Raw genomic sequence first — 26,711 nt, 5'->3', positions numbered from 1 at the left:
GTCGCCGCCCGAACCGACGTGCGAAGTGGGACAGTCGTTGCATGAGTGACACCGTCGATCCGCGGCAGGACGAAAAGCGAGCCGACACCGGTTTCTTCGGCCAGCCGTTTGCCCTCGCGAACCTGTTCGGCGTGGAGATGTGGGAGAGGTTCTCGTTCTACGGGATGCAGGGCATCCTGATCTACTACCTCTACTACTCGGCAGCCGACGGCGGCCTCGGAATCTCCGAGGCCTCGGCCACCAGCATCGTCGGCGCCTACGGCGGCACGGTGTACCTCTCGACGATCCTCGGAGCGTGGATCGCCGACCGGCTCCTGGGCTCCGAGCGCACCCTGTTCTACAGCGCGGTACTCGTCATGCTCGGGCACATCGCACTGGCCGTCTTCCCGGGCCTGTGGGGTGTGGGGGTCGGACTCGTTTGCGTGGCCTTCGGCAGTGGCGGTCTGAAGGCGAACGCCACCTCGCTGGTCGGCGACCTCTACGACGAGCACGACGAGCGCCGCGACGCCGGGTTCTCCATCTTCTACATGGGTATCAACCTCGGCGCCCTCGTCGGCCCCCTGCTGACCGGCTGGGCGCAGGACACCATGGGCTTCCACGCCGGTTTCGCCCTCGCCGCCGTCGGTATGGCGTTCGGTCTGGTTCAGTACACGCTGGGCCGCAAACATCTGCGCGGCATCGGTGCGACCGCCCCCAACCCTCTTCCGTCGGACCAGCGCACCAAGTGGATCGCCATCGCCGCCGCAGCAGTGATCGTGATCGCCGCGGCGTGCCTGACCGGTCTGGTCACCACGAGCAACATGTCGGATGTCGTCGTGGCGCTCACTGTTGTCGCGGCCGTCGGCTACTTCGCCATCATCCTGTCGAGTCGCCGCATCACCGCGATCGAGCGGAGCCGGGTCTACGCGTTCATTCCGATGTTCATCGCGAGTGCCGTCTTCTGGTCGCTGTTCCAGCAGCAGTTCACCACCGTCGCGGTCTACTCCGACAAGCGACTCGACCGCAACCTGTTCGGATGGGACTTCCCGCCCTCCTGGGTGCAATCGATCAACCCGGTCTTCATCATCATTTTCGCGGGCGTGTTCGCCGCCGCATGGACGAAGCTCGGGCCGCGCCAGCCGTCCTCCCCCGTCAAGTTCGCGATGGGCACGATGATCATGGGGCTGGCGTTTCTGGCGTTCATTCCGATGTCCGGTGGTGGCGCCAACAGCGCTCCACTCCTCGGCCTGTGCGGCATTCTCCTGCTGTTCACCTTCGCGGAACTGCTCCTGTCGCCGGTCGGGTTGTCGCTGTCGACCAAGCTCGCGCCGGAGGCTTTCCACACGCAGATGGTTGCCCTGTTCTTCCTGTCCGTGGCGCTGGGTACCGCGATGGCGGGCACGTTGGCCGGTTTCTACAACGAGAACAACGAGGTTCCCTACTTCACCGCTATCGGCCTCGGGTCCATCGCGGTGGGCGTGCTGCTGGCGGTCGGCTCACCGTGGATCAAGCGTCTGATGAAGGGAGTGCACTGACCGCGGTTCGTGGTCGTCCGCTCACCGCATCCACAGCCACCCGGCGAGGCCGAACCCCGCCACCGCGATCACGACACGGAGTATCGACGGCGGAATCCGCTTGACCACCGGCGGACCGCACCAACCCCCAGCAAGGGCACCGATCGCCATCGCCGCCGCTGCGCCCCAGTGAACGGGTCCGAACACCGCGAAGCCGAGAGCCGCCACGAGGTTCGCGATACCCAAAAGGAAGCTTTTCAAGATGGTGGCGCGCCAGATCGTCTCGGACGTGAGGATCAACGCGCTCGCCAGGAAGATCACGCCGGCTCCCGCGCCGAAATAGCCGCCGTAGATTGCGACGACGAACAGGGACAGCATGTAGGTACGGGGCAGGTCGCGCTCCCCTGCGAACGCGCGGATCCGCGGCTGCAAGAGCAGGGCAAGCGCGGCGAACGCCACCATGAACGGCACGACGGCCTCGAAGGAACCCTCGGGGGCACCCAGGAGGATCGCTGCCCCGACTATTCCACCCGCAGCGGACGCCAGCACCCAGCGCCACAGCTTCGGGCCCGTGTCCGCCACCTCGCGCGTCGAGTTGGAGAGCGCGCCGACGCCGACGGCCACCATCGCAACGGTGTTGGTGACGTTCGCGGTGACAGGCGGCAGTCCCGCTGCGAGCAGGGCCGGGTACGACACGATGGAGGCCAGTCCGGTGACGAAGCCGACCAGTCCCGCGAAGAACCCCGCGACGACGAGTAGACCGATATCGAGCAGGGGCACAGGTGAAAAACTTACCCTTGCGTACTTGCTCCTTCAGCGCCGCCGCGCTCCTTCGGCGCCGCCGTACGTCGCCGGTGGGCGCAGGGGTCAGCTCGCCGGCTTGGCCATTTCCCGGAACAGCATGTCGGTCATCTTCACGGCGCGGTCGCCACCGTCCGCGTCGGCAACGAGAACCGCGAAGGCGAGGTCTCCGCGGGATCCGTAGAACCAGCGGTCATCGCCGCTGGCCCCGTTCATGCCGATGAGGTCGGGGTAGCCGTTCAGCAGAGAAGCGCCGCCGCGCACCACGTTGTCCCGCATCATTGCACGCAGCTGATCGGTGACGTTCGCGGGAAGCGGCTGCGCCGCCACCTCGGTGGTCCCCGGCTGACCCTGCACGATCATCGGTGCGGGCGCACTGCCCCGGGCGATCGACGCCGCCACCATCGCCATTCCGAACGGTGTCACGGCGGGCAGGTCCTCGTTCTTGCGGTTCATCACTTGGTTCATTCCCGATTGGTCGGCAGTGAACACCGCGGTCTGGTGGTCGAGCCCCGGAACGTTGTAGTTCATCCCGAGTCCGAATTGGTTCCCTGCCTTCGCGATGTCCTCCATCGACAGCGACGACGGGTCGACGCCCTTCTGCAGTCCGGCGGCCTTCTTGATCAGGTCGAGGTTCGACCCGGCCGGGTAGAGACCCTGGAAGGTGATCGGCCCCTGCTCCATCGCCTGGTTGTTCTGCGCGGCGGCGAGAACGGCCCCTGTGGACGGCTGGATCGCGATGATCGAGGCCGGGGTGCCCACACTGACCACCGCTTCCTCTGCAGCCAGCTGCAGCCGCGAATCCATGGTGGCGACGATGTCTGGTCCGGGTGGGCCCTGGAATCCCGCCTGCGGGATCAGCGTGCCGTCGGGATCGACGAGGTGGACGGCCCAGCCGGCGGTGGCGTCACGGTTCGCTTGCCACACCTTCCGCAGCGGGTCGAGCAGCGGAGTGGTGATGCGGCGATCCGCTGTGATCAGTTTCGGTGTCTTGATCACCACGACCCCGGGGATGTTCAAGTCCTCCTCCAGGTACAGGTAGTCCTGATCGCGCAGGAGGACTGCGGTGACCTGCTCTCCCGGTTTCTGGGCGAGATCGGCCATCATCGTGTCTGCCGTCACCAGCGGAGCCACCGGTTCGAGGACTTCGGCCAGGCGGCGGGTGGTCGCGACGGGATCCGCCATCGTGGCCGGATCCAAGGTGATCGCATTGATGGTCTGCTCGTTCATCAGCAGCGCACCGGCGGCGTCGAAAATCCTGGGCGGAGCGGCGTCCGTCCGGTCGTAGCGGACGACACGCCCGTTGCCGAGGTCGGGCGCGAGGATCGACGGATCCCACGAGATGCGCCAGCCCACCGACAGATGCCGCACGCCGCCCTGCACCTGATAGCTCCAGTCCTTGCCCTCACCGAAGTTCCACGCGGCACCGACGGTGAAGAACCCGGAGTCGGAACCGAGGTCCATGAACTGGGTGAGGTCGAACTGGGCGTCCTCGGGTTTCAAGCCGTCGAACATCTGCTGAATCGCCGACTCTGCGGCGTTGGGATACGAGGTGTGTGCGGCAGCGGCAGCGGCATCGCGCTCGTTCAGCGCTTCGACGAAGGAGGCGACGACCGACTTGGCGTCGGCCTCCTCTGACGACATCACGCAGGACGCCAGAACGACCGCTGATATCACAGCCGTTACGAGGGCGATCACGTATTTGTTGCGGCGTCCAAGCGATCGTCCATTCCCCATGTCCACCATCTTGCTTTCAGTCACATGCGTAACAAGCACAACTTGCCTACGAAGGAGTTACGGTTGAGCCACAACTTATCTCGCCGAGCACGACCAGCGAACCGGTTTAGCGCAGAAAACGCCCCGCGGCCTGCACAGCAGGGGCCGAGCTGTCTCCTGTGGCGACAAATACGGCAAATGCGAGATCGTCCTTGATTCCGACGAACCAGCCGTGTGCCGGACCGTTACCGGACTCCGCCGTGCCGGTTTTTCCGAGCAGTCCCGGAATGTCCTGCAGCGCAGTAGCGGTACCGCCGGTCACAGTTTCACGCATCATAGTCCGCAGATCCGCGGTCACCTCGGCAGGCACCGGCGGGGCCGACCGATCGGCAGTGCCCGGTTGCCCCGTCACGATCATGGGCGCCGGCGTGGAGCCGTGAGCGATCGATGCCGCGACCAATGCCATTCCGAAGGGGGACGCCGTAACCTGACCCTGACCGATCGCCGATTCGACACGGGCCGCCGAACTGTCGGCGATGGGTACGTTGCCGGTCACGGTTGTCAAACCCGGTGTCACATAATCCACCCCGAGTCCGAACTGCAGGGCCGCGTTCTGCAAGGCATCGGCCGGAAGCCCCACAGCCAACCGGCCCATCGTGGTATTGCACGATCGGGCGAAGGCGGTGTGCAGCGGGACCTGACCCAGGTCGAATTGGTCGTCATTGGGTATCTGTCTGCCCTCGATGTTCTCGGTTCCCGGGCAGGGCAGCACCGTGTCGATGGTGGCGGATCCGGCCTGCAGGGCAGCCGACGTCGTGACCGTCTTGAAGGTGGACCCCGGCGGGTACAGCCCGGTGAGCGCGATCGGGCCGAGCGCGTCGGCGGGAGCGTTCTGCGCGACCGCCAGCACGGCACCGGTGGACGGGCGCAGGGCGACGATCGCGGCTTGCTGCGGCATGTCCGCCAGAGCCCGCTCGGCCGCCGCCTGCATCGGGAGGTCGAGGGTGGTCGTGATGTCGGGGGCGACGGGGCCGTCCTCCCCCGCGATACTCTCCGCCGAGCCGTCGGCTGAGACCAACTGGACGGCCCACCCGGCGGACGCGTCCTGCCCCTGCTGCCACAGGTCGGCGAGTCCGGACAGCGTCGGGGATGCGAGTGCCTTGTCGGTGCTCAGCAGTCGCGCCTGCGGGACGAGCGTCACCCCCGGAAGTGCAGTCAGTTGCGCCTCGATGGGCGCCAGATCTTCCGCACGCAGGCTGAGCGCGGTGACGGGTTTGCCCTGGGCATCGGCCACATCCTTCTGCAGTGACGCCGGGGTGATCGTGGGTGCGAGGGGGGTCAGCAGCGCTGCGACTGCGGCGGTGTCCGCACCCTGGTCCAGGTTCACCAGAGTGACCACTTGCTCCGTGAGTATCGGCGCGCCCGACGACGACAGAACCTTCGGCGGCCGCCCGGTCGTCGGGGTGTAGCGAACGGTCGTGTCTTCCGTGAGCCCGGGCGCAAGCACGGCCGGGTCCCAGGTGATCTTCCAGTCGTCACCCTGCTTCGCCGCGTTGCCACTCGTGCTGTACTTCCACTCCTGACCCTCGGCGAAGGGCCAGGTGACCTCCATCGTGAAGGTTCCGGCGTCGTCGCCCGACTCCTGCACTTCGGTACGGGCGAAGGTTCCGTCCTTGTTGCCGAGCCCGTCGTAGAGGGCGGTGATGGCCGCCGATGCGGCGGCGGGGTCGGTGGTGAGGGCCGCGGCTGCCTGGACGTCGTCGGCATTCAGAGCATCGACGAACTCCTGGCTGACGGTGTCCGGCTGATCCGGTCCGAAGAGGCCGCAGGCGGACAACGTCATCACGAGGACGGCTATGCCGGCGGCGGCCTTACGCCTGGGGCCGGTGGGACTGTGACGAACTGTTGAGGTGCGCACGTAGTCGATCATGCCTGAGATGCTGGCGGCCCTGACGATAAGGGTGTAATCATGTAATCAGTGCTTCGTCACACAGACAGAGCACCCAGGCTCCCAGGAGGACGCCATGAAGAACGCCCAGGCCCCCGGAGACCGCCGTTTCGGTCGTCCCGGCGGATGGCAGCAAGCAGATGTTCCCGATGCGAGCGACGCGGCCGACTGGTTCGCCGGCCGACTGCCCGACGACTGGTTCACCGGGCCGGCCACCGTCGAGGTCGACCGTGAGGAAATCGTCGTCGTGGGAGAGCTGCCTCCCGTCGAGTCCGGCGACTCCGCCTCGGAGGCCGCCGTCGACGGGCGCATCGCACGCTTCCGCGAGAGCACTCGCGCCGACCGAATGCGCATCGCACACGAGGCCGAACTCCGCTACGGACGGAAGGTGGCGTGGGGAGTCACCCTCGACGGCCGCCGCTCGCTGTTCACTCACCTCGCCGTACCGGTGATGACTCGACTTCGCCAGCCCGAACGCAAGGTTCTCGACACACTGGTCGACGCCGGGGTGGCGCGATCTCGCTCGGACGCCCTGATGTGGACGGTTCGACTCGCAGGCAAGCACAGTGAGCAGTGGCTCACCGAACTGCGCGAGGCGATGGCGAAGGTGGACGAATTGCGCGCGGACGGCCCGCAGATTTAATTCGATTGCCGCGGCATCGGGTGGGCCTTACCCTGAACTCACCCGATGCGCAGAGGGCGCGTCAGACGAAAGGACACGGGCCGTTGCTCCTGACGAGGTAGTTCCGCGAGTCTTAATCCGCACACACCTCGGAGTACCCCATGGCCCAGTCATATCTGTCCCTGTCCGATCTCACTTTTTCGTGGCCTGACGGCGAACCGGTCTTCCACGGCGTCGACGCCGTGTTCGGCTCGGGGCGTACCGGCGTGGTCGGCCTCAACGGCACCGGAAAATCCACCCTCCTTCGCTTGATCGCCGGCGTACTGCAGCCCGACCGGGGGTCGATCGTCACACGCGGCGAGGTGGCCTACCTGCCGCAGGACATCACCCTCGATCCGGGTCTGCGGGTAGACCGCATCCTCGGTATCGCCGATCTTCGCCAGTCGCTGCACCGGATCGAATCCGGGGTGGGCACGCCCGAGGACTTCGACGCTGCCCAGGGTCGCTGGGACATCGAGGAACGCGCGATCTCGACGCTGCACAAACTTGGGCTCGAGCGGGTGCTCGGCTCCGCGAGCGACCTCGATCGCACGGTCGGCACACTGTCCGGGGGTGAAACGGTCCTGCTCGGCCTCACCGCAAAGCTGCTGACCGAACCGGAGATACTTCTGCTCGACGAGCCCACCAACAATCTGGACGGAAGTTCGCGCCGCAGGCTCTACTCCGTCGTCGAGCAGTTCTCGGGCGCCATGCTGGTGGTCAGCCACGACCGTGATCTGCTCGACCTGATGGACGCCACCGCGGAGCTGCGCGGCGGCGGCATCCGGATGTTCGGCGGCAACTTCAGCGTCTACCAGGAGATCGTGGAGGCGGAGCAGGAAGCTGCATTGGCCGCGGTACGGGACGCGCGTGGCGACGTACAGAAGCAGAAACGGGAGCTCGCCGAGGCGCGGATCAAGTTGGATCGGCGCAAACGCTACGGCCAGAAGATGTTCGAGACCAAGCGTGAACCGAAGATCGTGATGGGGATGCGGAAGCGTCAAGCTCAGGAATCGGCGGGGAAGCTGCGAAACAACCACATCGCGAAGGTCGACGAGGCCAGGGAGTCGTTGACGGAAGCGGAGAGTGCAGTCCGGGACGACCGCGAGGTACGCATCGAACTTCCCGACACGGAGGTGCATTCGGGCCAGGACGTGATTTCGGTGCAGGACCTGGAACTCGGCAGCGGACAACGGGTGTCGCTCCACGTAGTCGGGCCGGAACGTATCGCACTGGTCGGGCGCAACGGTATCGGCAAGACGACGCTGCTCGACGCAATCGTCGCAGCGGGACCGCGCGTACCGTTCAAGTCCCTGCCACAACGGCTCGACGTCTTCGACGAGACGCTCACGGTGGCGCAGAATGTCGCCGCCGCCGCGCCGCATGCCTCGCAGGAGCAGATTCGCGCACAATTGGCCCGGTTTCTGTTCCGCGGGAACGACTCCGACGTGCTCGCCTCGGCATTGTCGGGCGGCGAACGGTTACGCGCAGCTCTCGCAACGATGTTGCTGGCCGAACCTGCACCCCGCCTGCTACTGCTGGACGAGCCGACGAACAACCTCGACCTCCCGAGTCTGTCGCATCTCACGCAGGCGCTCCACAGTTTTCGGGGAGCACTGATCGTGGTGAGTCACGACCGTCGTTTTCTCGAGGACATCGGGGTGACGCGGCGGCTGGAACTCACCGAGGACGGGCTGCTGTAGGACCGGCGGGAAGATCGTGCACACTGGGCGGGTGAAGCACGCTACCAATCCCGTCGACGGTATCCGGGTCGCGTACGAGACCGTCGGCGACGGGGAACCCTTCGTCCTCATCCACGGCACTGCGCTGTCACATGCCATCTGGCGCGGGTTCGGTTACGTTCGCGCACTTCGGGATCGGTACCAGTTGATCCTTGTCGACCTCCGTGGACACGGCCGCAGCGACAAACCACACGAGCCGGCCTCGTATGCCATGGACTTGATGAGCGCCGACATCGTGGCGGTCCTCGACGAGGTCGGGCTGCCCAGCGCGCACGTTCTGGGCTATTCGCTCGGTGGGCGTGTCGCGCTGGCACTGGCGGTTCAGAATCCCGAACGCATCGAGAGTCTGATCATCGGAGGCGGCAGCAGCCTCCCGCAGGCCGGCGCTTTCGATCGCTTGTTCTTCCCCGGCTGCATCGATGTGCTCGAGCGGGACGGGATGGATGCGTTCCTCGAACGATGGAATGCCCGGCGCTCCTGGCCGATCGACGCAGGAACCCGTGCGGCATTCAAAGCCAACGACGCGAAGGCATTGGCCGCGTACATGCGGCGTTCGGGTGACGAACCGGGTGTAGACGACGAGGTGCTACGTCGGATAACCGTCCCGACGCTGCTGTTCGTCGGATCCAAGGATGCCGAACGTTTGGGGGACACGCAGCGGGCGGCGTCCCTCATTCCAGGGGCGTCGAAGGTGATTCTTCCTGGCTTCGACCACTCGAGCACGGTGGCCGCGAGCACCGAAGTGCTCGCGGCCGTCGAGCCGTTCCTCGCTTCGGTGTGAACGGCTACACCCACTCCACCAACTGGATGATCACTCCGTTCGGGTCGCTCATCTGGAAGTAGCGCTCACCCCAGGGTTCCGTTTCGATGGGCGTGACGATCGGTACACCCTCTGCCTGCAGCCGCTCGTACTCGGCGTCGATGCCGTCGACGACCAGCGCGATGAGCAGTCCCTGCCCGGCCGCACCCGCGATGTGCGCGGGCTTGAACGTTTCGAGTCCTGTCCGCAGGAAGACCAGGCCGAAGCCGACGTCCTCACGTTTCAGCGACACGAATCCGTCGGCTGCCATGTCCTCGACGAAACCGAGATGGGTCTTGGCGAAATCGGCCGATGCAGTCGGGTCGGCGACGTTCAGTGACAGTGCGCTTGCCGTGACCTTCACAGTGGTGTCCTTTCCTTGACGACACCCCTCTAACGTACGCCGTACGATATTTGTTCCCGGGGCGTCGACGACCTCAGAGGGTGTTTGAGAACTCGCAATCGCGGGCGTGTGCCTCGCTGAGAATCGAAGAAAGCGGGCTCCTGGTTGGGCCGGTGAGTACCAAGTCCCCGACCACACCAGGAGCCCACAATGAGATCATCGCCGATTCCGCCATCCCCGTCGTGTCCGCCCACGCGGCGGGCGGGCACGGTTGCGCGGTGGTATCGCGTGGCGGCAACTGCCGATGGAGTTCCCGCCAGCCCGGACGGTGTACGCGGTCTTCGCCCGCTGGCCCCACAGCGGCCCGTGGCAGCGCATCCTCGACACACGCTGCGCGACCGCCTGCGGGTGCGTGACGGGCAGGACCGGTGCCCGACCGCGGCGATCATCGACTCGCAGACGGTGCCAGCCGCCGATACCGTGCCCCGATCGAGCCGCGGCTGGGCGGCAAGAGAACGAACGGCGTCAAGCGACACGTTGCTGTGGATGAAAACGGACTGCTGCTCGCCATCGTCGTCACCGCTGCCTCGATCCAGGACCGCGACGCCGCGCACCGACTCCTGACCGCACTGCGGGGCAGTTCAGCAGTTATCCCGGACGTTTGACTGCATAGGCGAAAGATGTTCTCGCCCTTCCTATGCAAATCATCAAACGCATCCCCGGCCCCACCGGTTTCCACGTCCGATCCCGCGTGTGGGTGATCGAGAGAAGTCTCGCGTGGATCAACAAGCACCGCCGCTGCGTGCGAGACTACGAAACCAGACCCGACCACCACGAGGCCATGGTTCACATCGCGACGATCGCGACCATGACCAGGCGGCTCGCCCGAACCTGACGGTTTTCAAACGCACTCTCAGACGCCGAGCAGACCCTTCGCGATGTGCGTCACCTGAATTTCGTTGCTCCCGGCGTAGATCATCAGCGACTTCGCGTCGCGCGCCAGCTGCTCGACCCGGTACTCGGCCATGTAGCCGTTACCACCGAACAACTGCACCGCCTCCATCGCCACCTCGGTGGCCGCGCGCGAGGAGTACAACTTCATCGCCGACGCCTCTGCCAGCGTCACCGGGTCCCCCGCCTCCGCCCGTTCGATGGCATTGAAGACCATGTTCTGCACGTTCATCCGGGCAATCTCCATCTCGGCCAACTTGAGCTGCACCAGCTGGAACTGTGCGATCTCCTTGCCCCACAACTTGCGGGACTTGGCGTAGTCGACACACAGACGGTGACATTCGTTGATGATCCCGAGCGACAACGAGGCGATGCCGATACGTTCGGCGGCGAAGCTCTCCTTCGCACTGGACTTCCCGTCCGATGCGCCGCCCTCTTCGGTCTCGCCGAGCAGCCGATCGCGGCCGACGCGGACGTTGTCGAAGAACAACTCACCGGTGGGCGAGGAGTTCATCCCCATTTTCTTGAACGGCGCCCCCTGGGTGAGACCCTCCATGCCGGCGTCGAGGACGAACGTGAGCACCTTGCGGTCGCGGCGGTCGATCGACGCATCGCCGTCGTCGAGCTTCGCGTACACGATCATGACGTCGGCATAGGGCCCGTTGGTGATGAAGGTCTTCTGCCCGTTGAGGATGTAGTCGTCTCCGTCGCGCCGGACATAGGACTTCATGCCACCGAAGGCGTCCGAGCCGGAATCGGGTTCGGTGATGGCCCAAGCGCCCACCTTCTCGAAGGTGACCAGGGCGGGTAGCCAACGTTCCTTCTGCGCCAGAGTGCCTCGACTGCGGATGGTGCCCGCCGCCAGGCCGAGGCTCACGCCGAGGGAGGCGACGAGCCCGAGACTCACTCCCGCCAGCTCGGCATTCATGATGACGCCCATGCTGCCCGCACCGAGGCCGGCCGATTTCTCGCCTTTCTCCGCGGATTCGGGGTCGTCGCCGCGTTCGCGGGCCAGCGACTTCTCGAGGGCGTCCCGCGCCATCTCGTCGATACCGAAGGTGGCGAAGAGCTTGCGGATGATGTCGAACGGAGGCAACTCCCCGGTCTCGAGCTTGTCGACGTGGGGTCGAATCTCCTTGTCGATGAAGCCGCGGATCGCGTCGCGGAACATCAGATCGGTGTCGGACCACTGATACATGCCGGGGACTCCAGTCGCTGAAAAGACAAGAACACTTACCCGCAAATATAGAACAGGTTCTCGTTATTGGGAACGAGACCACACCCGCTACCGGATCAGTCCCAACCGCTGCGCCAGCCAGGGCGTTTCCTTCTCCAGTCCGGCAGACCACACGGCGAAGCTGTGACCCCCGGGGACCTCGAGGTACTGCACATCCATGCCCGCATCCTTCGCAGCCTGGAAAACCTTCTGCGCGCCGGGCCGGTAGTCCGCGTCATCGCTGCCGACGACGAAGACCCCGGCCGAGTCCGGGTACTTCTTCGTCGCCATCAAATCGAGCGGATTGACTTTCTCGAATGCAGACTCGCTTCCGCCGAACGCTGCATCGAGCGTCCTCTGACGATCACCGAGTGTGGGCTCCTCCTGCCCGGAGATGTCGAGGAACGTGGGGTACACCTCGGGATAGTTGGTCGCCATCTGCAGCGAACAAGTGCCGCCGTAGGAGAGGCCGCCTATCGCCCAGGCCCGGGGGTCCCGATTGACCTGAAGGTTCGAGGTCACCCAGGCCGGAACATCTTTGGCCAGATAGGTGGCCACGTTGCCCATGGGCGAGTCGACGCACAACGGGTTCGCGATCTGTGAACCGGTAGCGTCCGCGACCACCACGACGGGAGCGAGACCTTCGTGCTCGGCCGCGAAGGCATCCATCGTAGAGGTCAGCTTGCCTCCCGCGAGCCAGTCCTCCGGAGCGCCGGGCTGGCCGGCGAGAAGTACCAGCACAGGCAGCAAAGGTCGAGGGTTCGTGAAATACGCAGGAGGCAGATAGATTTCGGCGTCTCTGGCGGTGAAATTCGATTGCGTGGCGGGGATGTGCGCGGTGAGGACGCGACCCTCATCGTCCATCCCCGGCGGAGGAGTCCACGACGCGTCGAGTGGCGTCCCGGTGACAACCTTCTCGGTGACACCCCCCAGATCGTGAAGATCCACGCGATCGAACGGTTCGTCCCCGAAAGCGGTGCCCACAGTGGGATACGCGTCGAACACCAGATTGATCTGCGTCGCCGACGCGAGCACGACGGCGATCACCGCCAGTACCGACACCGCCGCCGATGCCGCCGTACGTCCGGCCCGAATCCTCGGAATCAGCAACAGAATTGCGGTCAGACCCACCCCGATCCACACATAGATGGAAATTTCGATCGGGTCGGGAAAGGGTTTGAGGACCTTCTCGACGGCGATATAGACGGCGAGGGCGACCACGGCGGCCACGGCGAGACAGAGCGGCAGGGCTTTCCTGCGAAACCACGGGGGGCGGGCGGCCAGCAACCACACGCCACCGAGTGCGCCCAGGCCGGTGAGAATCCAGGGCAAAGGCCCTGAAATCACGCTGAGGTCGCTGAGCCATTCCACGTCACGAAGCCTAGAGCGCGAACCCGCACTGCGTCGGCTACTCGAAGCGACCGTTAAAATCATGTGGTGACATTCATCAAGGTCTGCGGTCTGCGTGACCAAGCCTCGGTCGATCTGGCCGTGCGACTCGGTGTCGACGCCGTGGGCTTCGTCTTCGCCGAGAGCGTGCGCCGAATCGCGGTGGAGGATGCGGCGTCGCTGATCCGCTCCGTCACCGGTCCCACCGTGGCGGTGGGGGTGTTCAAGGGAAGTTCTGTGCCGGACGTGATCGAGATCGCGGCCGCAGCCGGGCTCGGCACCGTCCAGGTGCACGATGTGAGGTCCGCCGAGGACGTCACCCGATTGCGAGAGGCAGGGCTCACGGTGATCCGTGCGGTGGTTGCCGGGGATTCGTCCGGCGATTTCGGGGCCGACCGCCTCCTCGTCGACGGGGCGACAGCCGGCGCGGGAGTGCCGTGGGACTGGGCGGGGCAGGCCCGACCCGACGGTGAGTGGATCCTCGCCGGCGGCCTGAATCCCGGCAACGTCCGGACCGCAATCGACGCCACCGGCGCGTGGGGTGTCGACGTGTCGAGCGGTGTGGAATCTTCCCGCGGCGTCAAGGACGCGGCGCTGATCGAGCAGTTCGTTTCCGCGGTCCGATCAGGGGCGTGACTCAGTCGGGCATCCCTGTCACGGAATCTTCGGCGTCCCAGGAGGCAAGGACGGTGCGGATACCCACCACTAACGCCAACGGCTGGTCGATCATCACGTGATGCCCCGCGTCCGGGATGTCCGTCACCAGCGCGGTCGGGCCGAATCGCGCCCTCATAGTCCTCATCATCTCTTCGTCGACGATCCCGTTCTCGGCACGGAAGAACGCGATGCGGCAGCGGGGTTCTGCCGCGACCAGCCGATCGCTGCCGCTGCGGGCGAAGAATCCGGGGTCGAACTTCCACGACCAGCCGCCCTCCACCTCCCGCATCGAGGTCTCCGCGACGTGGTCGCGGACGGCCGGAACCGCCGACTCCTGCGGCGGCACGAACCGGAAATGGGCGAGCGCATCGGCCTTGCTCGAATACACCTTCTTGGGCCCGAACGCCCGCTGCTGCCGCGCCGCTTCCTCCTCGGGTGTCTGGGCGCGAACGGGTGAATCGATCAGTTGGACCCCGGCCAGATCCTCGCCGAACAACTGGGCGGCCACATACGACACCATTCCGCCCATGCTGTGTCCGACGAAGACCGGTGGACCGGAGATACCAGCGGGTTTCGCGACGGCCAGGGCCTCTTCGGCCCACTGCTCGAGCCCGTAGTGCTCACGAGAGTCACTGTCTCCGTGTCCGGAAAGATCGAGAGCGACCACCCGTCGTCCGGTGGCCAGCATGGGCGCGACGTGATCCCACCACCTGCTGTGTGCCGCTCCACCGTGCACCAACACGATTCCGGGGGATCCCGTCGGCCCCCACGCGCGGTACCGAATCTGTGCGCCGGCCACATCTACCTGGCCCACCTCCACCGGGCAGGCCAGGGCCGAGGCGAACCAGCGGGGCACGTCACGCTGCACGTTGCACATCAATCGAACATACCGATCACTTTTCCCGACGCTGACGAAGGTCGAACATCGCGGCGACAGCACGGTCGACGACGGGAAACTTGTCCGGGGCCAGGTCGTGGCGCGCACCGTCGAACTCGACGAGGATCGTCGTCGCCGGAATCAGTTCGAGTGCCGATTCCATTTCTTCGGTGGTCGCGAACGGATCCTTCGAACCATGCACGATCACTGCCGGCGTACGCAGGTCCGGGAAATGGTCTGTGCGAGGCTTCTCGGGTTTCGCCGGTGGATGCAGCGGATACGACAGCAACAGGAGGGCATCGATCCCGGCGGGCACCTCCGCGGCCAGCATGGACGCTTGACGACCGCCGTACGAATGCCCGCCGGCCCACACCGGCCCGGGCCCGAAGTCACGCATGACGGCGACGGCCTCCGCAACGCCCTCGCGATCCTCCGCCGCCCTCGACGGATGCGGCGGGCCCGACGCACGGCGCTGCCGAAAGGGAAGATCAAATAGCAGGACCAGCACGCCTCGTTCCACGAAACCTTCGGCCACCGCTCGTAACAGCTTTGTGTCGCAGTTACTTCCCGCCCCGTGCGTCAGCACCAACCCGGCCACCGGATCACCCTCCGGGCGATGCAACTGCCCCCGCACCCCCTGCTTCTGCAGCAGTTCACTCATTCGATCACGGTAGCCGGTTCCGTTCCCTGGCCACCGCGCCCGCCCACAGGTTGGTTTCGATTGGCTTTCGATCTGTTTGCCGAGGGGGTCAAGTGGGTATCTTTACCCTACGACTGCTGGGAGTAGCACATGGATACCACCACGACCGTCATCTGGATCGTCGTCGCGATCGTCGTCGTCCTTGCCCTGATCGCGCTGGCCGTTGCCGCATCGCGCAAGCGCAAGCAAGCACGGCTCCACGAGGCCCAGGACATCCGTGCGAAAGCCCAGGAACAGGCTTCCATCGTCGGGCAGCGTGAAGCGATCGCCGATCAGACTGCCGCCGAGGCACGGCGGGCCCAGGCAGATGCCGAGGCCAAAGCCGCGGAGGCGTCGCGACTTCAGCACGAGGCGGCGACGCACCAGCGCACTGCCAGCACGTCCCGGGAAGAGCTGGACAAGGAGTGGAAGCGGGCCGACAAGCTCGATCCCACCACCAAGTCCACGAATGCGGACGCGAACACGAACACGAACACGGACACGACCGGCACCACCCGGTCGAACGACACTCGGTCCAATGACGTGCGATCGAATGAGACCCGATCGAACGACACGCCAGGTGCCCATTCAAAGCCGACCGATACAACACCGACGTAACAGTCGGCGCGGCCTGCCTCGCCCCACAGAAGCAAAGTGTGACACTGTGCACCGGCTCGAGCCGGCACTCACCATGGGAGGTCGGAAATGCGCATCGGACGACTCGTCACGATCATCGTCGTGGTGTGGTTGATCATCGGGGCTATCGCCGTCTGGCAGCGCGGCTACTTCAAAGAGGCCAACGCCGACTGCGCCAGCGCGGGCACCATCGCCGTGACCGTCATCGCGGGCCCACTGAACTACGCAGGCGTGAACCCGAAGGTGAATTGTGAAGTGCCACAGCCGAGTCAGTAGTCTCGGTCCGTCGAAAAGGAAATGAGGCAATACCGTGATCATCCTCGGAATCATTCTGCTGATCATCGGTCTCGTCGCGAAGATTTCGATCCTCACGACAATCGGGATCATCCTCCTGGTCATCGGTCTCGTCCTGATGGTGCTCGGTACGACAGGGCGCGCCGTCGGCGGGCGAAAATACTGGTATTGACGGCTCGACCGTCCTCCGGTAACTGACCCTCTCCGACCGCTGTCGATCCCGACGGCGGTCGGAGACGCACGGGGATGGCAACCGGTCCGGCTGTCCGGATTTCAGCTGTCCGGGCTTCAGACGGTGGCGAGGACGTACGAGAGAACGAAGCCGGCCGCAGTACTCAACGCGACTGTCGGACCGCCTTTTTCGTATGCCTCGGGCATGAGGGTGTCGGCGAGCGAGGCCAGTACGGCGCCGGCGGCGAATGCAAGTGGCAGAGATATCGTCTCGGGTGAACTCGTGGCCAGCGGCCCCGCGCCGATGACGACGGCCGCGGTGAGCAAAGCTGCGCACACCACCCAGGTGCCGAGAACGAAGGCCTGCGTTCTTCCCTGTGCGCGCATCGATGCACTGCCGACCAATGCCTCGGGAAAGTTGGAGACGAAGATCGCGACGAGAAGGGTTACGCCCCCGGTACCCTCACCGAGAGACACGCCGAGCGCAATGTTTTCCGGCACGCCGTCGAGCGTCACCGCGGCGAGGAGGGCGAATCCGGCCATCCCGCTCACAGAAGCCGTCGAGGGGGCAGTCTCCGACGCCGCTGCGTCGAGGTCGAGTTTCTCACTCCCCTGACGTTGTCGATGCGTGCCCTCCGCGAGACGGTCGAGCCGCTCGCTGAGAACGGTGAAGACTACGGCCCCCACAGCCAGTCCGAGCACCGCCCGCCAGATACCGCCCTTCTCATACGACTCCTCGAAGAGTTCGAAGGTCAACGCAGTAATCAGGGCGCCCGAGGCAAACGCCAGCATGCCGGCGAGCATGCGTTTGGGAACGGTGAATCGGCCGCCGACCAGCGCTCCGATAACCAGTGCGCTCGACGCGATCACCCCGAAGATCAGCGACTCGATGATGATGATGCCTCCACGTGCGGAGAAGGCCCGATGACCTTCATGGATACACCGAGTACCCCGCACAGACGAGTTTGCGCAGCACCGACGAGATCATGTGGTTCAGCGGACAAAATGCGACGGCACCAGCCGGATGGTAGAAGATCGCACCATGGCTTCTCGTTCGTGGATCGACACCCATGTCCATCTCGTCGACTTTCTGCAAGCTCCCGCCGATACCGCCGAGCTGCGCGACGCGCTCGTCCGTAACGGAGCCCGGCGTGCCGTAGTCTTCGGTCTTCCGGTGAAAAAGAAATGGTCGGTCGCCGAGCCCGTTCGGCCCGACTACTACCTCGACGACAATGCACCGTGCCACTACCATTCGCTGACCGATGCGACCGTCCTCGACCTTCTCCCCGACCTCGAGGCGGAGGGGAAGCTCGAGGTGGCGCCGTTGATCTGCGGCTTCGATCCCACCGACAAGCTGGCGATCGACCACCTGGAATTCGTCTGGAGCCGCTCGGACCGGTGGGCCGGCGTCGGCGAGGTGATGTTCCGCCACGACGATCTCACCAACCTGACACTCGGCGACGTTCCCGCACCCGATCACGAGGCCATGGACGCGGTTCTCGATTTCTGCGCCCAGCGGAAGGTCCCGATCTCCCTGCACCACGACTCGGCGTCACCGGGCCTGCCGGACCGGCACGAATACGTCGGTAAGCTCGAGAATGCGCTCGACCGGCATCCGACCACCTCGGTGGTCTGGTGCCATGCCGGTGTCTTCCGCCGCACCCGTCCCTCCAACCAGCTGGATCTGGTGCGCCAACTGATAGAACGTCACGCCCGCCTGACCATCGAACTGTCCTGGGTGTTGCTCGACCACATCACCGACGGCACCGTTACCGACCCGGACTGGATCGCACTTCTCGCCCGCCACCCCGATCGCTTCGTGGTCGGCACCGACACCGTCGCAAGCGCGGATACCGTCGACACCCGCGCCCGCCAGATTCACGCCCTGCTCGAGGCTCTCCCCGACCCCGCCGCGAGGTGCGTCGCCCAGGACAACGCGCAGGCACTGTGGTTCCCCTGACAGCGCGCAACCGCGCCTGTGAGTACTTATCAACCGTGGAAGGTTAAGAAGTACTCACGGGTGCCGGAGGCGCTACTCGGGAGCCTGATCCTCGGGCTCTACCGGCTCGACTTCTGCACGATCGGACGCGTTGCCCTCGACTCCTTTGGCCTCACGCTCGGCGGTCAGACGGTCTTCCATGTCGTCGACGAGGTCGGCAATCCGCTGATGCTCGGGGAGGTGCTGACCATGTCGATCTTGGTTCGCCTTCATCACGCTCCTTCCGGGTGGGTGCGGGAGTTCGGTATCGGTCCGACTCGGGTCCACACATTTCGAACTGTACGCCGATCGACGTCCGGCGTCGGGAAATGCGACACGGTACTGGACGCCCGTCCTGGTTGCGAAACACCGACAGTGAAACGCGTTGCAGACCAGTGGCATACGCTCGACGGCACTGCGAATGTTCCACCGCGCTCTACTATTTCGCCATTGTGGTGGACTATCCGCTTCGATACGGCGCGGACTTCGATACGCAATCGACACCGTCTTGTGCATACGGACGGCGAGCACCTCGTACTCTGGACCCGGTACCACCCGAAGGAGGATCGAGATGCCGGCAGTCACCACTCCCCACGTCTACGTGCACCGCGCCGGAGATCGGCTGAAAACCAGGATTTCCTGGTTGGATTCGAAGCATTCGTTCTCCTTCGGTCAGCACTACGACCCCGACAACACCCATCACGGACTTCTGCTCGTGAACAACGACGACACCGTGCTTCCGGGACAGGGATTCGAGACTCATCCCCACAAGGACATGGAGATTGTCACCTGGGTGTTGCGTGGCTCACTCGTGCACCAGGATTCGATCGGCCATTCGGGCATCATCTATCCCGGTCTCGCTCAACGCATGAGTGCGGGCACAGGAATCATGCATTCGGAGAAGAACGACAGCTGGCGGCTGGCCGGCGAAGAGCACCACGAACCCGTTCATTTCGTGCAGATGTGGGTGGTGCCCGACGAGGCAGGACTGACACCGAGTTACGAACAGCTCGAGATCGAGGACGAGATCCTCAAGGGTGGACTGGTACCGGTGGCGTCCGGAATGCCCGAATACCGCGACCATTCGGCGATCCGCATCAACAACAAGCACGCCGCACTGCACGTCGCCCGCATCTTTCCCGGCACACCCATCAGGTTGCCCGAGGCACCGTTCCTGCACGTCTTCATTACTCAGGGCACCGCCGACATGGAAGGTGTCGGCACCCTGTACGAGGGCGATGCCGTCCGTACCAGCGCATCCGGCGGTCAGGAGATCTCCTCGCATTCCGGCGCAGAGGTGCTGGTCTGGGAAATGCACGCCCGCATCGGCGGGTAAACGGTGTAAGTATGGAGCCATGACCACGGCTCAACGCTCAGGCATCGACCTCACACACCTCGGCAGCGGCATCCGTGCCCAGGACGACCTCTTCCTCCACGTCAACGGCGGCTGGATCGACAGTTACGAGATACCCGCGGATCGGGCCATCGACGGCGCGTTCCGCACGCTGTACGACAAGGCCGAAGTCGACGTCCAGAACATCATCGCGGAGGCTGCCGGTTCGGGCGCTCCGGCAGGGACCGACGCTCAGCGAATCGGCGACCTGTACGGCAGCTTCATGGACTCCGACGTCGTGGAAGCCGCAGGCCTCAGGCCGATCGCCGACGAACTCGCAGCCGTCACCGAGGCAGGCGATCTCTCGGCGCTGGCCGGAGTGATCGGCCGCCTGCAGCGGACGGGCGTGGGCGGCGCGGTCGGCCACTACGTCGACACGGACGCCAAGAACTCCGAACGCTATCTGGTGCACTTCAGCCAATCCGGCCTCGGACTGCCCGACGAGTCCTACTACCGCCAGGACGAGCACGCGGAGATCCGGGCCGCGTACGTGGCGCACATCGGCAAAATGTTCGAGCTCGCCGGTGTCGGGTACGACGCCCAGCGCGTGTTCGACATGGAGACGAAGATCGCGGCCGGACACTGGGACGTCGTGAAACGGCGCGATGCGGAATTGAGCTACAACCTGGTAACCCTCGACCAGCTGCCGGAAGGCCTGGATTGGGCTGCGTGGATCGACGGGCTGGGCGGCACCCGTGATCAGTTCGCCGAGATCGTGGTCCGCCAGCCCGACTTCCTCACCACACTCACCGCGCTATGGACGTCCGAGGATCTGGAGACGTGGAAGGCGTGGGCCACGTGGAACGTCATCCGCTCACGGGCGCCGTACCTGACGCAGGCACTCGTCGACGAGAATTTCGCGTTCTACGGTAAGACGCTGACCGGAACCGAGGAGAACCGTGAGCGCTGGAAGCGCGGGGTGTCCCTGGTTCAGGACCTCCTCGGTGAGGCCGTCGGAAAGTTCTACGTCGAGCGTCACTTCCCCGCCGACGCCAAGGCCCGTATGCAGGAACTCGTCGCCAACCTGCAGGAGGCGTACCGCCGCAACATCGCCGACCTCGAGTGGATGAGCCCCGCGACCCGTGAGGCCGCGCTGCGCAAGCTCGAGAAGTTCACGCCGAAGATCGGCTACCCGGACAAGTGGCGCGACTACTCGTCGGTCACCATCTCCCGCGACGACCTGGTGGGCAACTATCGGCGCGGGTACGCGGCCGAGTACGACCGCGACCTGGGCAAAGTGGGTGGTCCCGTCGACCGCGACGAATGGTTCATGACCCCGCAGACGGTGAACGCCTACTACAACCCGGGCATGAACGAAATCGTGTTTCCGGCCGCTATCCTGCAGCCGCCGTTCTTCGACGCCGCCGCCGACGATGCCGCTAATTACGGCGGAATCGGTGCGGTCATCGGCCACGAGATCGGCCACGGATTCGACGACCAGGGCGCCAAGTACGACGGTGACGGGAACATGGTCGACTGGTGGACCGACGACGATCGCAGTGAGTTCGGAAAGCGCACCAAGGCTCTGATCGAGCAGTACAACCAGTTCGAGCCGAAGGCACTGCCCGGCCATGCGGTGAATGGGGAGTTCACGATCGGCGAGAACATCGGCGACCTCGGTGGCCTCTCCATCGCGATCGCCGCCTACAAGATCGCGACGGAGGGAACCGAGCCTCCGGTACTCGACGGGCTCACCGGTCTACAGCGCGTGTTCTTCGGCTGGGCGCAGGTGTGGCGGACCAAGGCACGCGATGCCGAAGCTCTCCGGCGTCTCGCGGTTGATCCGCACTCGCCGCCGGAGTTCCGGTGCAACGGAGTGGTGCGCAACCTCGACACCTTCCACGACGCGTTCGACGTCCAGCCCGGCGACGCCCTGTATCTCGATCCGGAGCAGCGCGTCAAGATCTGGTAGCGCCGGTCCCCCACCGACGCCCCGCTTGGAAAGCCCGTAGCCCGCACAGCGAACTGTGCGGGCTACGGCATGGTGTTCGGATCAGGTTCAGCGGTTCCAGTCGCCCAGACCGTCGGAGCCGCTGAGCACTCCACCGGCGGTGTTCTGCACGACCACCGCGTCGCCCTTCTTGGAGTTCTCGTAGAACCACTTGGCGTCCTCGGTGCTCACGTTGAGGCACCCGTGGCTGACGTTGGTGTTGCCCTGCGCGTCCAACGACCACGGCGCGGCGTGGACGAAGATGCCGCTGTACGACATGCGCGTGGCGTACTCGACGTAGGTGCGGTACCCCTCCTCGGAGTCGACCGGCACCCCGTACGTGGACGAATCCATGTACATGTCGCGGAACTTCTCGCCGATGATGTAGGTGCCGTTGGGGGTCTCGTGACCCGGCTTACCCATCGAGGTCGGCATGGTCTTGACCACCTCACCGTTGCGGGTGATCGTGATCTGCTTGGTATTGTCGTCGGCGGTCGCCACCAAGGCGTCGCCGATGGTGAACGTGGAATGCGCGTCTCCGGCATCCACGGTGACCTGCGTGTTGGCCGGCCAGAAGTCGGTGGGCTTCCAGCGCACCTGGCTGTCGTTGATCCAGTAGAAGCCACCCTCGACGGGTTGGCTGGTGGTGACCTTGATGGCACGCTCGGCGGCGGCGCGGTCACCGATCGCCTCGTTGAACCGGATGATCACCGGCTGCGCGACACCCACGACCTCACCCTCACCGGGGTTGAGGGACGGTGCCGAGAAGTTGGCCGGCGCGGGCGCCGGTTCGGGTAGCGGAAGCTGCGGGGCGCTGGGCAGACCGGGAAGGGTGGGAATCTCCGGTCCACCGGGGAACAGCGGGACGGCCTGGGCGGGTCCTACCAGCGCCGTTCCGGAAACCACCACTCCGGCCACTGCGACGGCGACGCGCGATGACCAGCGCTGATTCCGCGAAGTACAGATTCCTGTCTTGCCCATATGACCACTCTCGTTCGACGACGTGTACTGACGCGCGTCCCCGACGGACCTAACAATCGCGCACAGCCATTAACACACATCATCCGGCGCCGAGCAATTTACCCGCAATCGTTGCCGCTCTGCGCCCTGTGAGTATTTGTTATCACTGGACTGTCAAGAAGTGCTCACGGCGAGGTATCGGCGCGGGCTGCGGCCAGCATGCTGTCGATGGTCACGAGCTTGGTGCGGGACCGACCCGCGGCCCGGCCCCCGGCGCGCTCGGTTTTGTCGATACGCTGCCAACCTTGGTAGTCGATCGCATTGGGCGCCCGTTCGGCAATCAACCGGTCGAGGGCCTCCCGGTCTTCGGGCGCGTCGAGCCGGCCCGCCGAGAAATCATCGATCACCATGTGCACGGTCTCGGCCGAGCAGTACTTGTTCGTGCCGATCACGCCTGTCGGTCCCCGTTTGATCCACCCCGCCACGTAGACACCGGGGATCGGCGTTCCCGTCTCCGGGTCGATCACCCGCCCGTTCTCGTTGGGGATGACCCCGCGCCGGTCGTCGAAAGGGAGCCCCGCCACCGGACGGCCGCGATATCCGATCGATCGCAGGATCAGCCCGGTGTCGAGCGTCTCGATGACATCCGACGGTTTGGCGCCGAGAACCCCGGAGGCGTCCGCGACCATCTCGTTGCGGGCGATTCGCACGGATTGAACGTGCCCGTCACCGAGGATGTCGACCGGTGAGGTGAGGAAGCGAAGCACGATGCGCTTGCGTGCGGGGTCGGCGGCCCGCTGCGCGAACTCCTCCACCTGCTTCACCTTCAACTGCAGCGACGGCTCCGCATCGTCCGCGTCGACGAGTGCACGGCTGGCCGGATCGAGCACGGCTTCCTCGGAGTCGACGACGACGTCCACGTTGGGCATCCGGCCCAAGGCAAGGAGTTCGGGGTTGGTGTATGCCGCCTGGGCAGGACCCCTACGCCCGAGGATCACTACCTCCCGGATGTTGCTCGACCGCAGCGCTTCGAGCGCATGGTCCGCCAGATCCGTGGTCGCCAGGACATCGGGATCGGTGACCAGGATCCGGGCCACGTCGAGAGCCACGTTGCCGTTGCCGACGATCACGGCACGCTCGCCGGAGAGGTCGAACGTGCGGTCGGCGTAGTCGGGATGGCCGTTGTACCAGGCGACGAACTCGGTGGCCGCATGGCTGCCCGGCAGATCCTCGCCGGGTATGTCGAGCCTGCGGTCACCCGCAGCGCCTACTGCGTAGATCACGGCGTGGTGGTGCCGCAGCAATTCGTCGTGGGTGACGTCCTCGCCGACTGCCACGTTGAAGTGGCAATGCACATTCCGTTTGCCCACTGCCGAACGGAACTGATCGGTGACACCCTTCGTGCCCGGATGATCGGGGGCGACACCGGCGCGCACCAACCCGTACGGGGTGGGCAGGCGCTCGAACATGTCGACCTCCATGCGCGGTTTGGCGGTCAGTTCCATCGCGGCGTAACAGGCCGCGGGACCGGACCCGACGATCGCGACGTGCAGCGTGCCGAGCGCGGCGTCGATCGATGGCAGCTTCACCGGATCCGGCCAGTCGGGACCGATGGGGTGTTTGGTGTAGTACTGCGCATTGATGTCGAGGTAGGGGGCGTCGACTTCTTCGAGGTCGTTCTCGGCATAGATGGCCTCGACCGGGCATTCCTCGACGCAGGCACCGCAGTCGATGCAGGTGTCGGGGTCGATGTACAGCATTTCCGTGGTCGCGAACGGTTTCTCGTCCGGTGTGGGATGGATGCAGTTGACCGGACAGACATCGACGCACGAGGCGTCGTTGCAGCAAGGCTGCGTAATCACATAAGTCACGGCTCTCCCCTACCTGAGTACACGCAGTCCGACGTCGACTGGAAGCCCAGACTATAACGTGTTCCACTTTTGCGCGAGGGTGTGACGAAGGGGACGTTCGCCAGGACAGCGTCCGTCCCCGCTCCCGTCAGACCGCTCCGCCCGGCTCCAGCCGGAATCCGACCTTGAGTGTCACCTGGAAGTGCGCCACCGCACCATCCTCGATGTGACCCCGTGTCGAGACCACCTCGAACCATTCGAGGTTGCGTACGGTCTCCTGCGCGCGCACGACGGCGTTTTTGATGGCGCCGTCGATGCTGTCTCCCGACGAACCTACGACCTCGACGACCCGGTACACGTGATCACTCATCATGATTCCTTTCGTGGTTACTTGTCGTTACGTACGAGCGCTTGCGCTTCGACCCCGAGCCGCGCCAGACGCAGATCACCGAGAGCGGTGAACGAACTGCCGAGCCGGTTGGTGACGAAGCCGAGGGACAACCCGCTGTCGAGGTCCGCATAGGCCCCGGACCCGCCGACGCCGTAGTGCCCGATCGCGTTCCGTGGTTGCTCTCGGGACGCCAGGATCGGGCGGTGATAGCCGAGCGACCACTGGGGCCGGATACCGAGCACGTAATCGCGGTCGCGGGTCTGCACGGTCGACATCTGCTCGATGGTGGACCGGCGCAGGAAACGGCGTCCGTCGAGCACACCGCCGTTCGCGATCGCGCCGTACATGCGGGCGAGGGCGCGGGCACTGAACACACCGTTCCATCCAGGCATCACTGCGCCGTGCACGGCCGGGTTGCGCACCAGCACGTCGAATCCGGTGGGCATGGCCGCCTCGGCGAGCCCGCGCGTGGGGCCGACGCGCGCGAGGACGGTGGACGTGAGCTCCCAGTTCAATCCAGCAGGGTTGATGTGCGGAAACAGCTTTGCGATCCGTGGCCGGTGCTGTTCCGGGACCAGGTACCAGAAGTCGTCGATTCCGAGGGGACCGGCGATCTCCTCCTCCACCACCCGGACGAACGGTTTCGCCGTCACCCGTGCGACGAGTTCGGCTACCAACCACCCATAGGTGACGGCGTGATAACCCGGACCGCGGAGTCTGCGTGGGTCGGCCGGTGTCGACGCGAGAGCCTGCACGACCGCGTCGTAGTCGAGTAAATCGAGTGGGCTGCGCATCAGACCTCGCACTCGATGCAAACCGGCGCGATGCGTCAGCAGGTCGCGGACCGTGATGGCGTCCTTACCTGCCGCACCGAACTCGGGCCAGTAGTCGGCCACTCTCGCGTCGTAATCGAGCAGACCGCGCTCGGCCAGCCTGTGCACGACGGTGCTGGCCACCCCTTTGCCCGTCGAGAACGACAAGGCGACGGTGTCGCGGTCCCAGCGGCGATCACGATCGGCCCAACCCGCCCAGATATCCAGCACCTTCTCACCGCGGAAATACGCGGTGAGCGCGCCGCCACCCTGCTGAGGCTGTCGGTACATCGCGAAGAAGCGGTCGGCGAGGGGAAGGAACCGAGGGTCCACATGCAACTCGGTCCGGGGCGCGGCCGCGGGCCTGTGACTTCGAACGCTGGTCGTCATCGACCACCTCCGATCTACTGCCGCTTCATGCGGCAGATGCGTCAGCCCACTGTGACTGCCGTCACCATACGACGCCGACCGGGGGTGTGATCAGGAAACCCGCCAGACCGTTACCCCATCGGTGAAACATGCTTGACCTGCAAGGAAATTGATGGCAAGCGCAGGCCCGCCGGAGCACACGACACCGCGGGCCGGGTCGGCGACGAGGGCCTGACCCCCTGGGCCGCTCAACACCAGCGCGGGGCCTGATCCGGCGACCGTACCGATGGCGACGCTTTTCGGTCCGATCGCGATCGCGGCAACGCCGCCGCCGCGAGCTTCGGCGGCGCCGACACCCCCGCCGACGCCGGCGCCGAGTGCCGCCCCCGCCTCGGCGGCGTCGGCGAAACCGACGCCATCGTTGCCGAGCGCTGCAGAGTTGCTGCTCGGGTCGGATTTCGCGCCACACGCGGTGCGGTCGATGATCGAGGTGGTGTCGCGGCCCGGAGGTGACACGCAGGACAACGATCCTGCCGACGCGGTGGCCGGCGTCGTCATCAGAGTTCCGAATGCCGTCGCAACGACACCGAGAACGAGTCCGGCAGCACCGGCTGTCGAACGCTCCATGAAGACCTCCCCATGTTCGGACGCAACT

General features: G+C 65.3%; 27 protein-coding genes and 1 pseudogene. 13 read left to right on the top strand and 15 right to left on the bottom strand.

The annotated features are described in order from the left end of the window. The first annotated feature begins 41 nt into the window (after window positions 1-41). Entirely contained in the window at window positions 42-1,514 is a 1,473-nt protein-coding gene (locus JQT59_RS12150) for a peptide MFS transporter (RefSeq protein ID WP_213576343.1), read from the top strand. A gap of 21 nt (window positions 1,515-1,535) precedes the next feature. On the opposite strand, the gene JQT59_RS12145 is transcribed toward JQT59_RS12150, so the two are convergent. The 3 genes from JQT59_RS12145 to JQT59_RS12135 form a co-directional block, all read right to left on the bottom strand. Continuing rightward, on the bottom strand, window positions 1,536-2,273 hold the full coding sequence (locus tag JQT59_RS12145; RefSeq protein WP_159924101.1) for a sulfite exporter TauE/SafE family protein: 738 nt from the start codon (window positions 2,271-2,273) through the stop codon (window positions 1,536-1,538). Between the two features lie 87 nt (window positions 2,274-2,360). Beyond that, window positions 2,361-4,040: an NTF2-like N-terminal transpeptidase domain-containing protein gene (locus JQT59_RS12140; RefSeq protein WP_213577664.1), complete on the bottom strand. Its 1,680-nt coding sequence runs from the start codon at window positions 4,038-4,040 to the stop codon at window positions 2,361-2,363. Between the two features lie 97 nt (window positions 4,041-4,137). Continuing rightward, entirely contained in the window at window positions 4,138-5,940 is a 1,803-nt protein-coding gene (locus JQT59_RS12135; RefSeq protein ID WP_213576342.1) for a penicillin-binding transpeptidase domain-containing protein, read from the bottom strand. Between the two features lie 94 nt (window positions 5,941-6,034). Between JQT59_RS12135 and abmR the strand changes: the two genes are divergently transcribed. From abmR to JQT59_RS12120, 3 genes are all read left to right on the top strand, one after another. Then, window positions 6,035-6,601: an ATP-binding transcription factor AbmR gene (abmR, locus tag JQT59_RS12130; protein WP_109333322.1), complete on the top strand. Its 567-nt coding sequence runs from the start codon at window positions 6,035-6,037 to the stop codon at window positions 6,599-6,601. Between the two features lie 140 nt (window positions 6,602-6,741). Further along, window positions 6,742-8,322, top strand: a complete 1,581-nt coding sequence (locus JQT59_RS12125; RefSeq protein WP_213576341.1) for an ABC-F family ATP-binding cassette domain-containing protein — start codon at window positions 6,742-6,744, stop codon at window positions 8,320-8,322. A 13-nt stretch (window positions 8,323-8,335) separates the two neighbouring features. Then, complete coding sequence (locus tag JQT59_RS12120) at window positions 8,336-9,142, top strand: alpha/beta fold hydrolase (protein ID WP_213577663.1); 807 nt, start codon at window positions 8,336-8,338, stop codon at window positions 9,140-9,142. A 4-nt stretch (window positions 9,143-9,146) separates the two neighbouring features. Here JQT59_RS12120 and JQT59_RS12115 read toward each other — a convergent pair whose 3' ends face one another. Continuing rightward, a complete protein-coding gene (locus JQT59_RS12115; RefSeq protein ID WP_213576340.1) occupies window positions 9,147-9,524 on the bottom strand; it encodes a VOC family protein in 378 nt (125 codons plus the stop codon). 220 nt (window positions 9,525-9,744) lie between these two features. Between JQT59_RS12115 and JQT59_RS37690 the strand changes: the two are divergent. Both JQT59_RS37690 and JQT59_RS36895 read left to right on the top strand, forming a co-directional pair. Continuing rightward, window positions 9,745-9,870, top strand: a pseudogene (locus JQT59_RS37690) (transposase); the annotation flags it as partial. Window positions 9,871-9,931: 61 nt separating this feature from the next. Beyond that, entirely contained in the window at window positions 9,932-10,168 is a 237-nt protein-coding gene (locus tag JQT59_RS36895) for a transposase (RefSeq protein WP_249354359.1), read from the top strand. Between the two features lie 248 nt (window positions 10,169-10,416). On the opposite strand, the gene JQT59_RS12105 is transcribed toward JQT59_RS36895, so the two are convergent. Then, window positions 10,417-11,652 carry an acyl-CoA dehydrogenase family protein gene (locus JQT59_RS12105; protein ID WP_213576339.1) on the bottom strand — a complete coding sequence of 412 codons (1,236 nt, stop codon included), beginning with the start codon at window positions 11,650-11,652 and terminating at the stop codon, window positions 10,417-10,419. Between the two features lie 87 nt (window positions 11,653-11,739). Beyond that, window positions 11,740-13,041 (bottom strand): alpha/beta hydrolase, encoded by a 1,302-nt coding sequence (locus tag JQT59_RS12100; RefSeq protein WP_213576338.1) that lies wholly within the window; start codon window positions 13,039-13,041, stop codon window positions 11,740-11,742. A 66-nt stretch (window positions 13,042-13,107) separates the two neighbouring features. Here JQT59_RS12100 and JQT59_RS12095 point away from each other — a divergent pair, with 66 nt between their 5' ends. Then, window positions 13,108-13,695: a phosphoribosylanthranilate isomerase gene (locus JQT59_RS12095; protein WP_213576337.1), complete on the top strand. Its 588-nt coding sequence runs from the start codon at window positions 13,108-13,110 to the stop codon at window positions 13,693-13,695. 1 nt (window position 13,696) lies between these two features. On the opposite strand, the gene JQT59_RS12090 is transcribed toward JQT59_RS12095, so the two are convergent. Beyond that, entirely contained in the window at window positions 13,697-14,593 is an 897-nt protein-coding gene (locus JQT59_RS12090; protein WP_213576336.1) for an alpha/beta fold hydrolase, read from the bottom strand. Window positions 14,594-14,609: 16 nt separating this feature from the next. Further along, window positions 14,610-15,254 (bottom strand): alpha/beta hydrolase family protein, encoded by a 645-nt coding sequence (locus tag JQT59_RS12085; RefSeq protein ID WP_213576335.1) that lies wholly within the window; start codon window positions 15,252-15,254, stop codon window positions 14,610-14,612. A gap of 129 nt (window positions 15,255-15,383) precedes the next feature. On the opposite strand from JQT59_RS12085, the gene JQT59_RS12080 reads away from it, so the two are divergent. From JQT59_RS12080 to JQT59_RS12070, 3 genes are all read left to right on the top strand, one after another. Next, the gene (locus JQT59_RS12080; RefSeq protein ID WP_213576334.1) at window positions 15,384-15,890 is read left to right on the top strand and encodes a hypothetical protein; all 507 of its coding nucleotides are present in this window, start codon (window positions 15,384-15,386) and stop codon (window positions 15,888-15,890) included. 87 nt (window positions 15,891-15,977) lie between these two features. After that, window positions 15,978-16,184, top strand: a complete 207-nt coding sequence (locus tag JQT59_RS12075; protein WP_159924088.1) for a hypothetical protein — start codon at window positions 15,978-15,980, stop codon at window positions 16,182-16,184. Between the two features lie 34 nt (window positions 16,185-16,218). Continuing rightward, window positions 16,219-16,374, top strand: a complete 156-nt coding sequence (locus tag JQT59_RS12070) for a DUF6131 family protein (RefSeq protein ID WP_201453406.1) — start codon at window positions 16,219-16,221, stop codon at window positions 16,372-16,374. 116 nt (window positions 16,375-16,490) lie between these two features. Here the strand turns inward: JQT59_RS12070 and JQT59_RS12065 are convergent, their stop codons facing one another. After that, window positions 16,491-17,330: a ZIP family metal transporter gene (locus JQT59_RS12065; protein ID WP_249354357.1), complete on the bottom strand. Its 840-nt coding sequence runs from the start codon at window positions 17,328-17,330 to the stop codon at window positions 16,491-16,493. Between the two features lie 85 nt (window positions 17,331-17,415). Here JQT59_RS12065 and JQT59_RS12060 point away from each other — a divergent pair, with 85 nt between their 5' ends. Then, window positions 17,416-18,333, top strand: coding sequence for an amidohydrolase family protein (locus JQT59_RS12060; RefSeq protein WP_213576333.1), 918 nt, complete (start codon window positions 17,416-17,418; stop codon window positions 18,331-18,333). 72 nt (window positions 18,334-18,405) lie between these two features. Here the strand turns inward: JQT59_RS12060 and JQT59_RS12055 are convergent, their stop codons facing one another. Further along, window positions 18,406-18,585, bottom strand: a complete 180-nt coding sequence (locus JQT59_RS12055; RefSeq protein WP_213576332.1) for a hypothetical protein — start codon at window positions 18,583-18,585, stop codon at window positions 18,406-18,408. A gap of 337 nt (window positions 18,586-18,922) precedes the next feature. Between JQT59_RS12055 and JQT59_RS12050 the strand changes: the two genes are divergently transcribed. Together JQT59_RS12050 and JQT59_RS12045 are read left to right on the top strand one after the other, a co-directional pair. Next, window positions 18,923-19,687, top strand: a complete 765-nt coding sequence (locus tag JQT59_RS12050) for a pirin family protein (RefSeq protein WP_213576331.1) — start codon at window positions 18,923-18,925, stop codon at window positions 19,685-19,687. Between the two features lie 19 nt (window positions 19,688-19,706). After that, on the top strand, window positions 19,707-21,656 hold the full coding sequence (locus JQT59_RS12045) for a M13 family metallopeptidase (protein WP_213576330.1): 1,950 nt from the start codon (window positions 19,707-19,709) through the stop codon (window positions 21,654-21,656). A gap of 87 nt (window positions 21,657-21,743) precedes the next feature. Here JQT59_RS12045 and JQT59_RS12040 read toward each other — a convergent pair whose 3' ends face one another. From JQT59_RS12040 to JQT59_RS12020, 5 genes are all read right to left on the bottom strand, one after another. Continuing rightward, window positions 21,744-22,655 carry a L,D-transpeptidase gene (locus JQT59_RS12040; RefSeq protein WP_109333345.1) on the bottom strand — a complete coding sequence of 304 codons (912 nt, stop codon included), beginning with the start codon at window positions 22,653-22,655 and terminating at the stop codon, window positions 21,744-21,746. 164 nt (window positions 22,656-22,819) lie between these two features. Then, a complete protein-coding gene (locus JQT59_RS12035) occupies window positions 22,820-24,505 on the bottom strand; it encodes an FAD-dependent oxidoreductase (protein ID WP_213576329.1) in 1,686 nt (561 codons plus the stop codon). Between the two features lie 127 nt (window positions 24,506-24,632). Beyond that, on the bottom strand, window positions 24,633-24,854 hold the full coding sequence (locus tag JQT59_RS12030; protein WP_213577661.1) for a dodecin: 222 nt from the start codon (window positions 24,852-24,854) through the stop codon (window positions 24,633-24,635). A 17-nt stretch (window positions 24,855-24,871) separates the two neighbouring features. Further along, window positions 24,872-26,077, bottom strand: coding sequence for a serine hydrolase domain-containing protein (locus JQT59_RS12025; protein ID WP_109333349.1), 1,206 nt, complete (start codon window positions 26,075-26,077; stop codon window positions 24,872-24,874). A gap of 90 nt (window positions 26,078-26,167) precedes the next feature. Next, complete coding sequence (locus JQT59_RS12020) at window positions 26,168-26,683, bottom strand: DUF6764 family protein (protein WP_213576328.1); 516 nt, start codon at window positions 26,681-26,683, stop codon at window positions 26,168-26,170. Between the last annotated feature and the right edge of the window lie 28 nt (window positions 26,684-26,711).

The sequence above is a fragment of the Rhodococcus sp. USK13 genome, assembly GCF_018343855.1.
Taxonomy (GTDB): Bacteria; Actinomycetota; Actinomycetes; order Mycobacteriales; family Mycobacteriaceae; genus Rhodococcus_F; species Rhodococcus_F oxybenzonivorans.
Note: the sequence above shows the minus strand (reverse complement) of the source record. Positions and strands in the feature narration are given on the sequence as shown.